Below are 15,279 nucleotides of genomic sequence, written 5' to 3'. Positions count from 1 at the left end.
ACCTGGACTCTTTGGCAAAGAATACCGCCGCCTTTTTTAGGATTTCACGCTCCAGTTTCAGCTCAGCGTTCTCGGCTCGCAATCGCGCTAACTCGCTGTCTTCTCTGGTAATTGCTCGACGGTCAGGAGAGCTCAGCGGTAGACCACTGCGAGAAGCGTTGACCCAGTTGTCCAACGTTTTCACAGACATTTCCAGCTGGCGAGCAGCTTCCGTCCTGCCGAGCGTTTCGGCTAGCGCAACGGCCTGAATCTTGAACTCATCGGTGTAGTTGCGGCGAGTGGTTGGGTACATGGCAACCTCCAAGATAGCGATATAAGTATCGCTTCTTGGCGTCCGTTGTCACGGGACAGGCCCAGGGGATCCCTTGCGCTTTTCAGGCACTGCTATCGGGCATCCCTCAACGCTTGCCGAGAATCTTCCCGAGCATCTCCGGCCGCGGCGCCCCTTGCTGGCTCTGCAACTGCCCTTGTTCATCCTGGTAGAAGATCGCCGGCGTCGCCGCCAAGCCCAGTTCCTCCATCAGCGCCATGTTCGCCTCGAGCTTTTTCTGCACCGCCTCCGGCACCTTGTCCAGTGCCTTGAGGGTGCTGGCCTTGCCGGCCTTCTCGTGCGCTTGCAGGGCCTGGGCCGGGTCCTTGGCGGCCAGCAGCGCGGCGGACTTGCCCGGGCTGTCCGCGCGGATGATGCCCACCATGATGTGGCGCAACTGCACCTTGCCCGACTCGACCCAAGGCCGCGCCTGCTGCCAGAACATGTTGCAGTAAGGGCAATTGGGGTCGCTGAACAGGTAGACGACGCGAGGCGCGTCAGCCTTGCCGTCGGCGATCCAGGCGGTGTTTTCCATCTTCGCCCACACGGCCTTGCTCATGGGCGCGTACACCAGCTTTTCCAGGGGCTCGGCGCTCAGGCCCTTGCCTTGCTCGTCGAACAGGCTGCCCACCAGCACATGCTTGCCATCGGCGGTGAGGTACAGGGCGATGCCGTTGTTGTGGTATTCGGCGGCATAACCGCGCAGGCCGTTGGGGGCATCGAAGCTGCCCTTGATCACGGCGCCCTTGGCCTGCAATTGCTGGACGGCCTTGGGCAGGGTTTCGGCGTGCAAGGCGGGGCTGGCGAGCAGGGCCAGGGTCAGGGGCAGCAGCGCATTCAATCGCATGTCAGTTTCCTTGTGGGGCGGGCGCCTCGGCGCGTTCGAAGGGTTCCAAGGCATGGCGCAGGCTGGCCCGCGACAGTTCGCCCAGGTGGCTGCCGACCAGCCGCCCTTCGGCGTTGTAGAACAGGGTGGTGGGCAGGGCCATGGAGCCGACCTTGCGGGCCAGTTCGCCGGTGCCGTCGAACAGCACGTTGGACAGGGTCAGGCCGGTGGTGGCCATGAAGGTGCTGACGTTCTCCGGGGTTTCGCCCTGGTTGACGAACAGGAAGGTCACGTGGGGGTAGGCGTCCTCGGCTTGTTGCAGCACCGGCATTTCGCGGCGACACGGCGGGCACCAGGTGGCCCAGATATTGATCACCAGCGGCTTGCCCCGGTAGTCGTGCAGGGCCACGGCCTGGCCGCGGCTGTCGCGCAGGCTCATCTGCGGCAGCTCGGTGCCCTGGCTGTAGAGATGGCTGGCCAGGCTGGCCAGGCCCCAGAACAGCGCGCCGCTGAACAGTGCCCAGCCCAGCGGCCGACGCAGGCCGGGGCGGCGCCAGCCTTGCCAGAGGGTGCCCAGGACCAGGCCCAGCAGCCCGCCCCAGAGCAGGAAGCCACCATCGCGAATGTCGATGATCTGCAAGGGGTCGTCGCGGTACATCGGCCAATAGGCCAGCACGAAGCCCAGGCGGGCGCACAGCAGCCCCAGCAGGAACAAATTGAACAGCGCCGACTCGGGGTTTTCGCCGCCGCGTCGGGCCACGCGCCAGCCGACCAGGCTGGCGATGGCCAGCGCCGCGAGCAGCAGCAAGTGGTTCAGGGCCATGGTCAGTGGCCCGAGGGTGACCGTCAGCATCAGCCTTGGCTCCTGGTCTGTGCCCAATGTTGCAGGAACCCGGCGGCATCGATTTCACCGGTGATACGCCGGGCGCGGCGCTCTTCACCTTCCGGGCCGATCCAGATCAGGCTGGGCGGGCCGGGTACCTGGTAGTGTTGCAGCAGCGCCCGGCTGGCCGGCGCATCGGCGGTGACATCCAGGCGCACCAGGTGCACGCCGGCCAGGCTGGCCTGCACATCGGCGCGGCCGAAGACCTGTTTTTCCATGACCTTGCACGACACGCACCAGTCGGCATAGTAGTCCACCAGCACCCATTGACCACGGGCCTTGGCGGCGTCCAACTCGCGTTGCAGGTCAGCGGGGTTGGCGACGGTGACGAAGGCGTCGTGGGCGTTGGCCTTGGCATTGGCGCTCGCATTGCCGGCGAAGGGTTGCAGCGGCTGCCACAGGTCGCTGCCGCCGGCGGCGGCGCCGACCAGCAGCAAGCCACCCCACAGCGCGCCGAGCAGCGGTATCGCGCGCAGCGCTGGCAGGCGCTGCAGGGCCGGCCAGGCGGCCCAGCCCAGGGCAATCAGCCAGCCGCCGGCCAATGCCAGCACCAGGGCCTCGGGCAGCAGGCTGCGCACGGTGTACAGGGCCATGGCCAGGAACACGAAGCCGAACAGCCCCTTGACCAGGTTCATCCAGGCGCCCGGGCGCGGCAGGTAGCGGTTGCCCAGGGTGACCAGCAACAGCAGTGGCACGCCCATGCCCAGGCCCAGGGTGAACAGCACCAGCGCGCCTTGCAGCACATCGCCGCTCTGGGCGATGTACAGCAGGGCGCCGGCCAGTGGTGCGGTCATGCAGGGGCCCAGCAGCAACCCGGACAAGGCGCCGAGCAGCGCCGCGCCATACAGGTTGCCGCCACGGGTACCCTGGCCGGCGCGGTCGAGGCGGTCACGCAGGGCGCTGGGCAGTTGCAGCTCGAAGGCACCGAACATCGGCAGGGCGAGGAGCACGAACAAACCGGCCAGGCTGCCCAGCAGCCAGGGCTGTTGCAGCCAGGCTTGCAGGCTGGCGCCGAGCAGCGCGGCGATCACCCCCAGGCCGGCATAGACCAGCGCCATACTCAGCACGTAGACCCCGGCCAGCAACCAGCCGCGGCGGGCGCTGGCGCCGTTGCCCAGGACCAGCCCGGCGAGGATCGGCAGCATCGGCAGCGAGCAGGGGGTGAAGGCCAGCAGCAGGCCCAGGCCGAAGAAGGCCAGCAAGCTCCAGGCCAGGCTGCCCTGTTGCAGATTGCTGGCCAAGGCCTGGTCGCTGGCCTGGTCGGTTGCCGCTGCGGTGGACGGGGCGGCGCCGAGGGCGATGGCCGTGGTTTGCGGCGGATAGCACAGGCCGGCGTCGGCGCAGCCCTGCCAGCCCAGGCGCAGTTCGCCGCTGGCGGTGGCGGGCAACAGCAGTTCAAGTTGCTGGCGATAGACCGCGCTGTCGCCGAAGAACTCGTCGTGGTGGTTTTCCGCCACCGGCAAGGTGGGCTGCTGCGCGGTGGGCAGACCGTCGAACTTCAGGCGTTTCTGGTAAAGGTAGTAGCCGTCCTTGATCTGGAAAAACAGGCGCGTCTGGCCGTTGTCCAGGCGCTCGTGGGTGAGGACGAAGGCTTCGTTCACCGGCAGGAAGTCCGGTTTGACGGCGAAGGGGTTGGCCTGGAGGGGGCCGGCGAGCAGCAATGCCAGGAAAAGCAGGAAAACACGCATGTCGACGCCTTGGTAGAGCTTGAGTTGGGGCCATGCTGGGCATGGCGTATTAACTGAAGGTTAACCCCCGCTGACGGCAAACGCCTGGCAATGATTGCCGCAATGCCAAGAGGGTTCATAATCCCCCCTTAATCAGCACGCTGTGCAATGCCCGCCAGCCCACCCAGGAGATCCCCCATGCACGTTCTGCTCTGCGAGGACGACGACCTGATCGCCAGCGGTATCTGCGCCGGCCTCTCGGCCCAAGGCCTGACCGTGGATCGGGTGGCCAGCGCCTCGCAGGCCCGGCAAATGCTGCAGACCGCGCAGTTCGACGTGATGATCCTCGACCTCGGCCTGCCCGACGAAGACGGACTGAAGCTGCTGCGTCGCCTGCGCCAACAGGGTGAGACGCTGCCAGTGCTGGTGCTCACCGCCCGCGATGCGGTCACCGATCGCGTCGATGGCCTGCAGGCCGGCGCCGACGACTACCTGCTCAAGCCGTTCGACCTGCGCGAGTTGGCCGCGCGCCTGCACAGCTTGTTGCGCCGGGTCGCCGGGCGGGCGGTGAACGCCATCGAGCACGGCCCGCTCAGCTACGACCCGAGCAGTTGCCTGGCGACCCTGGCTGGGCAACCCGTCGACCTGTCGCGCCGCGAGCAGGCGCTGTTGCAGGCCTTGTTGCAGAACCCCGGGCGGGTGCTTTCCAGCGAGCAGCTCAAGGATTGCGTGTATGGCTTCGGCGACGAGGTCGAAAGCAACGCGCTGAACGTGCATATCCATCACCTGCGGCGCAAGCTCGGCAACAGCATCGTCGAGACCGTGCGTGGCCTTGGCTATCGCCTCGGCCCGGCCCAGGCCCCGCAGGAGGGCGCATCATGAGCCTGCGGGTACGCCTGTCGCTGATCCTCGGCAGCGTCTTCATCGTCATCTGGGTGCTGGCCGCCGCCTGGATGCTGCGCGACCTGCGCCAGCAGATGATGTTCTCTCTCGACCAGCGCCTGGTCGCCTCGGCGCGGATGGTTGCCGGGTTGATCGACCAGCTGCCGCAGCCCTTGGCCGCCAAGGGCCAGGATGCGCATTTCGCCGCCGATCAATTCAGCGTGCCGGACGGCATGGCGTGCCAGGTCAGTTCCCTGCGCGGCGAAATCCTCGCCAGCAACCACAAGCACGACGGCAGCATCGATGACGGGCGCAGCGGCTTTCGCGACCAGACCATCGACGGCGCCTCGTGGCGTACCTTCACCTACAACCATGGCGATGTGCGCATCACCACCGCCGACCGGCACCAGGAACGCGAGGCGCTCAACCAGTCGATCTTGCTGGCAGCCTCGGCGCCGGTGCTGATGGCCTTGCTCGGCAGCCTGGGGTTGTTGTGGATCGGCCTGGGCAAGGGCCTGGAGCCGCTCAACCGCATGCGCGACGCGTTGCGCCGGCGCCGCGCCGACAGCGTCGAGCCGTTGCAGGTGGCGGGCCTGCCCAGCGAGCTGCAGCCGCTGCTCGCCACCCAGAACCAGCTGTTCCTGCGCATCGCCCAGACCATCGAGCGCGAGCGGCGCCTGACCGACGATGCCGCCCACGAGCTGCGTAGCCCCTTGACGGCGATCAAGACCCACCTGCAAGTGGCGCGCATGACCGATGGCGCGGTGCGCGAGCAGGCGCTGGCGTATGCCGAGCAGGGCACCGATCGCATGCACCGCACCCTGGAGCAGCTGCTGATGCTGGCGCGGGTCGAGGGCAGCCTGTCGTTCGACGACGGCGTGCAGTGCAGCGCCGAGCAGGTGGCCTTGCAGGCAGTGCAGGATGCCGGTGGCGGTGACAACCGGCGCATCCGCCTGCACCTGCCGGACGAGGCTACCCAGGTCTACCTGGGCATGCCGGCACCGCTGGCGGTCGCGGCCTTGCGCAACCTGCTGGACAACGCCTTGCGCCATGGCGGTGATGCCGAGGTGGAACTGGCCGTGCAGGCGCGGGACGGGCAGGTCGGCTTCATGGTTCGCGACCATGGCCCCGGGATTGCCGAGGAAGATCTTGCGCACCTGACCGAACGCTTCTGGCGCCATGGCCAGAGCGGTGGCTGCGGCTTGGGCCTGGCGATCGTCCAGGCCATTGTCCAGCGTTGTGCCGGCACCTTGCGCTTCGACAGCCAGGCCGATGGCTTGCGGGTGTGGCTGCAAGTGCCGGCCCGCCCGGTGGTCTAGGCTCTGTTCGTACAGAGCCTGAGCAGATACAGGGCGCGGGCTTGCCCGCGCCACGGCGATCATCGCCACAATAAATCCCACGCCAAGCGCTAAATCCGCACCTCGCCAAAGCGTTCTCCAAGCGATAACAACCCGACACACATCCGGTGACAGGAAGCGTGGCGGGCACATTCGCTTGCTTGCGAGGGTTTTCCCGATGTCGACCGCTTCCAGCCTTGCCCAGGCACTGCCGGCTACCGCGCCGCGCGCCTTGTATGAGTTCGAGCCATCAGCGCTGCTGCTGCGCCAGCAACAGCAGGAGTCCAACGCCCGCAGCTACCCGCGGCGCATCCCCCTGGCGCTCAAGCGGGCCCGGGGCATCTACGTCGAGGACGTCGACGGGCGCCAGTTCATCGATTGCCTGGCCGGCGCCGGTACCCTGGCCCTGGGCCACAACCACCCGGTGGTGATCGATGCCATCCAGCAGGTGATCGCCGACGAACTGCCGCTGCATACCCTGGACCTGACCACTCCAGTCAAGGACCAGTTCGTCCAGGACCTGTTCGGCCTGTTGCCCGAGGCCTTGCGCCGCGAGGCGAAGATCCAGTTCTGCGGCCCCACCGGCACCGATGCGGTGGAGGCGGCGCTCAAGCTGGTGCGCACCGCTACCGGGCGCAGCACGGTACTGGCGTTCCAGGGCGGCTACCACGGCATGACCCAAGGCGCCCTCAGTCTGATGGGCAGCCTTGGGCCGAAGAAACCGTTGGGCGCGCTGCTCGCCAGTGGGGTGCAGTTCCTGCCCTACCCCTATGACTATCGGTGTCCGTTCGGCCTGGGCGGCGAGGCTGGCGTGCGCGCCAACCTGCATTACCTGGAGAACCTGCTGAACGACCCGGAGGCCGGGGTGGCCCTGCCGGCGGCGGTCATCGTCGAGGTGGTGCAGGGCGAGGGCGGCGTGATCCCGGCGGATATCGAGTGGTTGCGCGGCCTGCGGCGGATTACCGAGCAGGCGGGGGTGGCCTTGATCGTCGACGAGATCCAGAGCGGCTTTGCCCGTACCGGCAAGATGTTCGCCTTCGAGCACGCCGGCATCGTGCCGGACGTGGTGACCCTGTCCAAGGCCATTGGCGGCAGCCTGCCGATGGCGGTGACGGTCTACCGCGACTGGCTGGACACCTGGTCGCCCGGGGCGCACGCCGGCACTTTCCGCGGCAACCAGATGGCCATGGCCACGGGCTCGGCGGTGATGAAGTACCTGGTCGAGCAGCGCCTGTGCGAGCACGCCGAGGCCATGGGCCAGCGCCTGCGTGGGCATCTGCAGCGCCTGCAACAGGACTATCCGCAACTGGGTGACATCCGTGGCCGGGGCCTGATGCTCGGCGTCGAGCTGGTGGACCCGGCCGGCACCCACGATGCCCTGGGGCACCCGCCGGCCTGCCGCACCCTGGCGCCGAAGGTGCAGCGCGAATGCCTGCGCCGTGGCCTGATCCTCGAGCTGGGTGGCCGGCATGGCGCGGTGGTGCGCTTCCTACCGCCGCTGATCATCAGTGCCGAGCAGGTCGACGAAGTCGCCGGGCGCTTTGCCGAGGCGCTGCGCGCCGCCGTGGCGGGCTGAAGGATTCGGGGGCCGGCTGCGGCCCCGTGTTTCCAAGTTTGGGCGGTAAATTTCCATACGCCTGGTACGTCCTAGCTTGGGTAGAAGCCGCGTCACGCGGAGACGGATTGAGGCGCAATGACAATTTCTCGACGAGGATTCATCGCCGGGTTGGCCGTGGCGGGCGCCACGGGCACGGCGGCCTATTACGCGCACAAGCAACTGACCCATGACCCTGAGGACGATATCGTCACCCCTGGCGAGGCCAGCGTGGAGTTGGCCGACTACAGTGGCCAGGTGCTCGCGGACCTGCTGCGGGGGGTCTGGGACATCCGTTTCGAGGGCGCCGATGCGGGCCTGGACGGTGTGCCCGGGCAAGGTGTCGAGATGTTCCTCGACATCGCCACCAAGGGCCGCGGCCTGCGCGGCTTCGTCGACCAAGGTGAGCGCCTGCGCGGCGAGGGCGAACCCGCCTACCGGGTGCTTGGCGACCTGGTGGGGGCCAGCACCGGCGAGGTGCGCTGGCGCTTGATGAACCAGCAGGGTGGCCCCAGCTACGAATGCGTGGCCAGCCTCGACGAGGTCTGGGGCAGTTTTGCCAACGCCGGCAGTGGAACCCTGAGCGGGCGCCTGCAGCGCCTGGACCGGCCATTGACCCTGCCGTTGCCGGACAGCCGCTTCGTCGCGGTCAAGCGCCTGTTCCCCGAGGCGCGTGAGCGCATCCCCTACACCCCACAGATGCAGGCGTGGGTGATCGGCGCCGAGCACCGGCTGTTCCATCAGCTTTGGCATGCCACGCGCGACAAGTGGCACCGCTTGCCGCCAACCAAGCAAGACGCCCTGCGCGGCCTGGGTTGGCAACCTGGCCCACGGGACCGCGAGCGCGATGCCCGCGGGCCGCGCAAGCACCGCAATGGTTCGGGGATCGATTTCCTGTTCATGCACCGGCACATGCTGATGTATGCCCGCACCCTGCAGGACTTGCCATCCTGGCCACGCTTCCCGCTGCCGCAGCCGAGCGTCGAGCTCGACCGCGCAGGCTTTGCCCGTTATCACGACAACCACGACGGCCAGCGGGTGCCGCCCGGCTGGCAGGCGCCTGGTGACCAGGCCTACGGGCAGTGGGTGGGGGCGATCAAGGCCGGCGAGACCTATTGCAGCAACTTCCAGGTGTGGGAGTCGCAGTATCAGGACCCGCTGTACCTGTCGAAGCTGTCGCTTGGCGCGTTTGGTTCCGAGCTGGAGATGAACCTGCACGACTGGCTGCACATGTGCTGGGCCTCGGTGCCACGCGACCCGCTCAGTGGCGCACCGGTGCCGTTTGCCCGTGATCCGGCGGACTTTGCCGCGCGTTGGTTCGGACGCGAGAACGACTTTCTCGGCGATCCGTTCTCATCCCACGTCAACCCGGTGTTCTGGGGCTTCCACGGCTGGATCGACGACCGAATCGATGACTGGTTCCGCGCTCACGAGCGGTATCACCCTGGGCAGGTCCGGCGTTTGGAGGTCAATGGTGTGCCGTGGTTCGCGCCTGGCCGCTGGGTGGAGGTCGACGACCCTTGGCTGGGGCCGGACACCCATGGTTGCAGCACCCAGCCGGGCATGCGTGCGGGCAAGTCGGTGGAGATGGACGTCGAGGTCATGAAGCTGGCCTTGCGCATTACCTTTGGCGAGGACGACAAGATCGCGCCATTGCTGCGCAAGGTGCCCCAGCGCCCCTGGTACGCACGGCATCTGTCGCTGAAGAACATCGTGACCTGAAGCCAGGCACGCAGGAGGTTCGCCGGCAAGCCGGCGCCTTCAGGCCCGCGCCGCCCCCGCCCCTGTAGGCGCCAGCCTTGCTGGGGAACCAGGCGACGTGCTGCGCAGCCTTCCTTACTCTACTTGCCACCCCCCGCCCAGCGCCTTGTACAACGCCACGCTGCCCTGCAACCTCGCCAGGCGCAATTGGGCCTGCTGGTCCTGGGCCAGGTACAGCGTGCGCTGGGTCTCGAGCACGCTGAGCAAGGTCTCGGCGCCGGCGCCATAGCGCTGTTGGGCCAGGTCGAAGGCAATCCGCGCCTGGTCGACTTCCTGATCTTGCCACTGGCGTTGCCGCTCGACGCCGCTGATGGCGTTCAATGCCTTCTCGACATCGGCGAAGCCGGCCAGGATGCTGCCCCGGTAGTCTTCGAGCAGTTCCTGCTGGCGGGCGTTGGCCAGGTCGCGCGAGGCGCTGAGGCGGCCGTTGTTGAAGATCGGCGCGGCGAGCCCGGCGGTGAGGGTGTAGTAGGGGCTGTCGAACAGGTTGGCGAAGGTTCGCGCACCGCTGCCGACATCGGCACTCAGCACCAGGCGCGGCAGCATGGCGGCCCGGGCCACCTGGACGTTGGCGCTGGCCGCGGCCAGCCGGGCCTCGGCGGCGGCGATGTCCGGGCGGCGGCCCAGCAGCTCGCTGGGCACGCCACTGCCGATCCCCGGCCAGCGCAGGCCATCGAGCGTCTGCACGCTGGCGGGCAGGGCCTGGACCGGCTCGCCGAGCAAAGTGGCCAGGGTTACCCGGTTGTCCTGCCAGCGCTGTTCCAGCAGTGGCACCTGGCGCTCCTGGGCGGCCACCAGGCTGCGTTGCTGGGCCAGTTCCAGGCGCGTGGCCGAGCCTGAGCGTTCACGGGCGCTCACCAGATCCAGCACCTCGCGGGCATTGCCCAGGTTAAGGCGGGCGATGCGCAGTTGCTGCTCCAGGGCCAGGCCTTGCAAGTAGCTGTCGGCGACCGCGCTGACCAGGGTCAGCTCCACGGTCTGGCGGTCGAAGCGGCTGGCGTCGAGGCTGCGCAGGGCGCTGTCGCGGGTCGCGCGCAGGCCGCCCCAGAAGTCGATTTCGTAGCTGGCGCTCAGGCGCGTGCCGAACGCGGTGCTGGTGCGTTCGCTGCTGCTGGCGTCGAGTTGGTCGTTGCCGTTGCCGCGCAACAGGCGCTGGCGGCTGCCATTGAGGCCCAGTTGCACCTCGGGCAGCAAGGGCGCGCCGGCGATCACCGCGCTGGCCTGGGCCTGGCGCACCCGCGCGGCGGCGGCGGCCAGGTCATGGCTGTTGTGCCGCGCGCGTTCGACCAGGCGGTCCAGTTCGTCACTGGCGAAGGCACGCCACCAGTGCTGGTCGGGCAAGGGGCGCGCGGCGTGGGCGGGGCCCTGCCAGCTCGGCGGGGTGTCGATGTTCGCCGCCGGTGGCGGCGGGGTGCTGCAGGCGGCCAGGCACAGGCTCAAGGTCAACAGGCTGAAGCGGCTTGGAAATGTCATGGGCTATTCGCTGGTAAGGGCCTTGACCGGGTCGAGGCGGGCGGCCTTGCGGGCCGGCATGAAACCGAACACCACGCCGGTGATCACCGCGCAGGCGAAGGCGCCGAGCATGGCGGGCAGGGCGAAGGCCACGGCGATATCGGCCAGCAGCAAGCCGCCGCCGATGACCAAGGCCAGGACGATACCGGTCACCCCGCCGACCATCGACAGCATCACCGCCTCGGTGAGGAACTGGCGCAGGATGTCGCGTTGGCGGGCGCCGGTGGCCATGCGGATACCGATTTCCCGGGTGCGCTCGCGCACGGTCATGAGCATGATGTTCATCACGCCGATACCCCCGACCAGCAGCGAGATCGCGGCGATCGCCCCGAGCATCAGCGACAGGCTGTTCTGGGTGCGGGCCTCGGCCTGGATCAGCGCGGCATCGTTGGTCAATTCGAAATCGTGGCGGCCCTGGTGGCGCTGGCGCAGCAGGCGGTCGATGGCCTGTTCGGTCTCGGTCACGCGGGCGGAGTCCTGGGCGGCGATGGCAATGTATTCCGGGTCGCGGCTGCCGAACAGGCGGATGGCCGCGGCGGAGTAGGGCACGGCGATGCGCTCGTCGGCATCCTGCTGGCCGGAGCTGGCGCCCTTGGCCACCAGCACGCCGACCACCTGGAAGGGCACGTTGCCGATCAGCAGGTACTGGCCCAGCGGGTTGCTGGTGGGGCCGAACATCTTGTCGCGCACCTTGGCGCCGATCACTGCCACCGCCGCGCCGCTGGCTTCGTCGGCCTCGCTGTAGAAGCTGCCTTCGACCACCGGCCAGTTGAAGATCTCGGGGAACGCCGTGTTGTTGCCGCCGACGTAGAACTGCTGGCTGTTGTTGCCCTGGCGCACCATCAGCTTGTCGCCGATCACCGGCATGACCTGGCGGACCTGCGGCAGCTCGCCGATGGCCGCGACATCATCGAGGGTGACGATGCCGGCCGGTTCCTGCTGGGTGGCCTGCTTGCCGTTGAGGTAGAGGATGTTGGAGCCGAACGCGGCCATCTGCGCCATCACCTGGCGCTTGCTGCCCTCGCCCACGGCCAGCATGACCACCACCGAGGCCACCCCGATGACGATGCCGAGCAAGGTCAGGGCGGTGCGAAAGCGATTGATCCACATGACGCGCCAGGCCGCTTGCAGTGCCTCGAGCAGCTCGCCTTTCCAGGCGCCCCTGAGGGAAGCGCCGCGGTCCAGGCGCTGGCGCAGGTCGTCGGCTTGCAGGCGTTGGTTGGCGGTCACTGCTGGCTGGTCGGTGGCCGAGTCGCTGAGCACCTGGCCGTCGCGTACTTCGATGACCCGCTGGGCACGGGCCGCGACCTCGCGGTCGTGGGTGATGAGAATGATCACATGGCCTTGGCTGGCCAGCTCGTCGAGCAGGGCCATGACCTCGGCGCCGCTGTGGCTGTCGAGCGCGCCGGTGGGCTCGTCGGCGAGGATGATATGCCCGCCGTTCATCAGGGCGCGGGCAATCGACACCCGTTGCTGCTGGCCGCCGGACAGCTGGTGCGGGCGGTTGCCGGTACGGCTGGCCAGGCCCAGGCGCGCGAGCAGGGCGCGGGCGCGGGCATGGCGCTCGGTAGGTGGCGTGCCGGCGTATATGGCCGGCATCTCGACGTTTTCCTGAGCGGAGCCGGCGGGGATCAAGTGATAGCCCTGGAACACGAAGCCGAAGGCTTCGCGGCGCAGCCAGGCCAGCTCGTCGCTGTCCAGCTCGGCCACGTCGCGGCCGGCGAAGTGATAGCTGCCGGCGCTGGGCCGGTCAAGGCAACCAAGGATGTTCATCAGGGTCGATTTGCCGGAGCCGGACGCGCCGACGATGGCGACGAACTCGCCCGGGTGGATGCTCAGGCTGACGCCGCGCAACACCTCCACTTGCGGCGAATCGACACCGCCGTAGACCTTGCGGATGTCGCGCAGCTTGATCAGGGGCGTGGGCATGTCAACCTCCGCTGGCGGCAGGGCTGCCGATGACCAGGCGCTCACCTTCGTTCAGGCCTTCGAGGATCTGCACCCGCAGCCGGTCGCTGAGGCCCGTGCGCACCTGGCGCGCCTCGATCTTGCCCTGGCGGTTGAGCACCTGGGCCAGGCGCAGGCCATCCCCGGGGCTGTCATCCAGCGCCGCCAGCGGGGCGCTCAGCACCTGGCTGGCCTGGCCGGCGACAAAGAACACCTGGCTGGTCATCTCGGCCATCAGGGCGCCGTCGGGGTTGTCGACATCCAGCAGCACGGTGTACTGCACCACTTTGCTGCCAGTCGTGCCGGCGCTGGCGCTGGCCGGGCTGCCGCTGCCCTGGCTGGCCTGCTCCAGGGGCTTGGGCGGGATCGGCAGGATCTGCCGCACGCGGCTGGTCCAACGGCGCTTGCCGCCGGCGAGGGTGGTGAAATAAGCGGTCATGCCCGGCGTGACCTTGCCGATATCGGCTTCGGATACCTGGGCCCAGACCGTCATCGGCGAGAGCTTGGCGATGCGCAGGATCAACGGCGTCTGTTGCTGGGCGTTGAGGGTCTGGCCCTCGCGGGCGTCCACCGCCACCACGGTGCCGCTCATCGGCGCATAGATGCGGGTGTAGCCCAGTTCGGCTTCGTCGCTGCGCAGGCTGGCCTGGGCCTGGCGGATCTGCGCCTGGTACATGTCGATGCGCGCCTGGGTCACCTTGAGCTGGGCTTGCGCTGCTTGCAGGTCTTCCTGGCGGGTGGCGCCGGCCGCGGCCAGGTCGCTTTGGCGCCGGTGCTGCTGCTGGGCCAGTTGATACTGGGCGCGTTGCTCGGCGAGCTGGGCCTTGAGGTTCTCGATCGAAAACCGCCCGGCGTCGAGCTTGGCCTGCTGCGTGGATGGATCGATTTCCACCAGCAACTGGCCCTGGCGAACTTCGTCGCCGGCTTCGACATGCAGCTTGCGGATCTGGCCCGAGGCCTGGGCGCCAACGTCGACGTAGCGGCGTGGCTGCAGGGTGCCCAGGGCGGTGACGCTGCTTTCGATGTCGGCGCGGGTCACCGGCACCGTGCTGACCGGTGCGCCGCCCAGTGGCAGGCTCTGCCAGGCCACCAGGCTGCCGAGACCGAGCAGGCCAAGGGTGCCGAGCAGTATCCGGCGGCGGGGAGTGGATGTGCGTGTCATGCGGGCTTCCAGCCGGAGGGAAGGGCGAGTGCCGCGTCGAGGGCGGCACGCTCGGGGTCTGACGGTAAACGAACCCGGGCCGGCATGATTTAGCGCAAGGGAGGGGCGATCGGTGTGTTGCTGAGAATAATTATAATTTGTAAGATCGCACGCTGACATCATCCAGACCCGCTTCCCAGCCAGGTCCGCGCTCGAGCAGGGAGGCGCCAGGTGCCATCGTGGAACATTACTATCGCGAATTGGTGAACTTTCTCAGCGCCCGCCTCGGCAGTCGCCAGGCCGCCGAGGACGTCGCCCATGATGCCTACCTGCGGGTGCTGGAGCGTACCGCCGGCGAGCAGATCGAGCACCCCCGCGCGTTCCTCTACCGTACGGCGCTCAACCTGGTGGTCGATCGCCATCGGCGCCACCTGGTGCGCCAGGCCGAGCCGCTGGAAGTGCTCGACCAGGACGAGCGCTGGCATACCCCGGCACCGGTGCAAGGCATGCAGCATGACCAGCGCCTGGCCTTGATGCAGCAGGCCCTGGACGAGCTGAGCGCGCCTTGCCGCGAGAGTTTCCTGCTGCGCAAGCTCGAGGGCTTGTCCCACAGCCAGATCGCCGAGCGCCTGGGCATCTCCCGCAGCCTGGTGGAAAAGCACATCGTCAACGCCATGAAACACTGCCGGGTACGCATGCGCCATTGGGAGTCATGAGCAGGTCGCAGGACTGTGAAAATTCCGTGAGCCGGCGGCTTGATTTCTAGTTGTTTCACGACAACTATCAAGAAAGACCCTGCGCGGGCGATTCGCCCGGCGCTGCCCGCACGGGCGCAGTATGGTCATGGAGCCTCGTTCTCTCACCTCACTGCTCAGGCCCGTACGATGCCCAATAAAGCCATGCGCATTCTCATCGCCGACGAGCATCCCGAGCAGCGCTTGCAGCTGGAGCGGATGCTCAATGGCCTGGGCTACTACCGGATCGCTCCTGTCGACAGTTTCGACGACCTGCAGCGCCTGGTGCACAGTGCCCTGCAGCCGTTCAACCTGCTGATCGGCAACATCGAGCTGGCCAGCCATGCCGGCGTCGACCTGGCGCGGTTCTGCCGGGTCAGTTCGCAGATCCAGCACGCACTGCTCTACCACGCGCCGCACCTCAAGGTGCCGAAGGTGGCGCCGAACGATCGTCATGCGGTGAGCATCAGCCTGCCGCGCGCACCCGACAGCGAGGCCTTGGAGTCGTTCATGGCGATCATCGACCTGCCGGTGCTGGTTGGCCAGCTACCTGTGCCGGCGGGGCTGGCCGCCAGCCCCGGCTATGCGCGCCGGCGCAGCGGCCTGGCGCCGACGGTGTTCAGCCGCAGCTCCTGAGCCGTCAGGGCGGGCTTTTGCTATCCTCTTGGCCTTTTGCCAAGTTGCG

Annotated in this window: 13 protein-coding genes; 6 read left to right on the top strand and 7 right to left on the bottom strand. The window is 67.9% G+C overall.

Going from position 1 to position 15,279, the window contains the following annotated elements; genetic code table 11:
- The 4 genes from NJG22_RS10755 to dsbD all read right to left on the bottom strand — a co-directional run.
- On the bottom strand, positions 1–292 hold a 292-nt coding region (locus NJG22_RS10755; RefSeq protein ID WP_253094440.1), incomplete at its 3' end, for a transposase.
- 106 nt (positions 293–398) lie between these two features.
- Positions 399–1,157 carry a thiol:disulfide interchange protein DsbG gene (gene dsbG, locus NJG22_RS10750; RefSeq protein ID WP_253094435.1) on the bottom strand — a complete coding sequence of 253 codons (759 nt, stop codon included), beginning with the start codon at positions 1,155–1,157 and terminating at the stop codon, positions 399–401.
- Between the two features lies 1 nt (position 1,158).
- Complete coding sequence (locus tag NJG22_RS10745) at positions 1,159–1,989, bottom strand: TlpA disulfide reductase family protein (protein ID WP_253094432.1); 831 nt, start codon at positions 1,987–1,989, stop codon at positions 1,159–1,161.
- The gene (dsbD, locus tag NJG22_RS10740) at positions 1,989–3,707 is read right to left on the bottom strand and encodes a protein-disulfide reductase DsbD (protein WP_253094430.1); all 1,719 of its coding nucleotides are present in this window, start codon (positions 3,705–3,707) and stop codon (positions 1,989–1,991) included. The genes NJG22_RS10745 and dsbD overlap by 1 nt, the downstream gene beginning before the upstream one ends.
- A 177-nt stretch (positions 3,708–3,884) precedes the next feature.
- On the opposite strand from dsbD, the gene NJG22_RS10735 reads away from it, so the two are divergent.
- The 4 genes from NJG22_RS10735 (at position 3,885) to NJG22_RS10720 (ending at position 9,221) form a co-directional block, all read left to right on the top strand.
- Entirely contained in the window at positions 3,885–4,568 is a 684-nt protein-coding gene (locus NJG22_RS10735) for a response regulator transcription factor (RefSeq protein ID WP_253094429.1), read from the top strand.
- Complete coding sequence (locus NJG22_RS10730; protein WP_253094427.1) at positions 4,565–5,887, top strand: ATP-binding protein; 1,323 nt, start codon at positions 4,565–4,567, stop codon at positions 5,885–5,887. The genes NJG22_RS10735 and NJG22_RS10730 overlap by 4 nt, the downstream gene beginning before the upstream one ends.
- A gap of 196 nt (positions 5,888–6,083) precedes the next feature.
- Positions 6,084–7,481, top strand: coding sequence for an aspartate aminotransferase family protein (locus NJG22_RS10725; protein ID WP_253094426.1), 1,398 nt, complete (start codon positions 6,084–6,086; stop codon positions 7,479–7,481).
- Between the two features lie 117 nt (positions 7,482–7,598).
- Positions 7,599–9,221: a twin-arginine translocation signal domain-containing protein gene (locus NJG22_RS10720; RefSeq protein WP_253094425.1), complete on the top strand. Its 1,623-nt coding sequence runs from the start codon at positions 7,599–7,601 to the stop codon at positions 9,219–9,221.
- A 114-nt stretch (positions 9,222–9,335) separates the two neighbouring features.
- On the opposite strand, the gene NJG22_RS10715 is transcribed toward NJG22_RS10720, so the two are convergent.
- Genes NJG22_RS10715 through NJG22_RS10705 form a run of 3 tightly spaced genes read right to left on the bottom strand, consistent with a single transcriptional unit; the run spans position 9,336 to position 13,881 of the window.
- Positions 9,336–10,733 carry an efflux transporter outer membrane subunit gene (locus NJG22_RS10715; RefSeq protein ID WP_253094424.1) on the bottom strand — a complete coding sequence of 466 codons (1,398 nt, stop codon included), beginning with the start codon at positions 10,731–10,733 and terminating at the stop codon, positions 9,336–9,338.
- A 3-nt stretch (positions 10,734–10,736) separates the two neighbouring features.
- Positions 10,737–12,701 carry a MacB family efflux pump subunit gene (locus NJG22_RS10710; RefSeq protein ID WP_253094423.1) on the bottom strand — a complete coding sequence of 655 codons (1,965 nt, stop codon included), beginning with the start codon at positions 12,699–12,701 and terminating at the stop codon, positions 10,737–10,739.
- Between the two features lies 1 nt (position 12,702).
- Positions 12,703–13,881, bottom strand: a complete 1,179-nt coding sequence (locus NJG22_RS10705) for an efflux RND transporter periplasmic adaptor subunit (RefSeq protein ID WP_253094421.1) — start codon at positions 13,879–13,881, stop codon at positions 12,703–12,705.
- 152 nt (positions 13,882–14,033) lie between these two features.
- Between NJG22_RS10705 and NJG22_RS10700 the strand changes: the two genes are divergently transcribed.
- A complete protein-coding gene (locus NJG22_RS10700; protein WP_290444713.1) occupies positions 14,034–14,576 on the top strand; it encodes a sigma-70 family RNA polymerase sigma factor in 543 nt (180 codons plus the stop codon).
- Between the two features lie 168 nt (positions 14,577–14,744).
- Positions 14,745–15,230, top strand: a complete 486-nt coding sequence (locus tag NJG22_RS10695) for a histidine kinase (protein ID WP_253094417.1) — start codon at positions 14,745–14,747, stop codon at positions 15,228–15,230.
- The last annotated feature ends 49 nt before the right edge of the window (positions 15,231–15,279 follow it).

It is taken from the genome of Pseudomonas sp. VA159-2, from assembly GCF_024126635.1.
Taxonomy (GTDB): domain Bacteria; phylum Pseudomonadota; class Gammaproteobacteria; order Pseudomonadales; family Pseudomonadaceae; genus Aquipseudomonas; species Aquipseudomonas muyukensis.
This window is presented reverse-complemented; position numbering and strand designations above follow the sequence as displayed.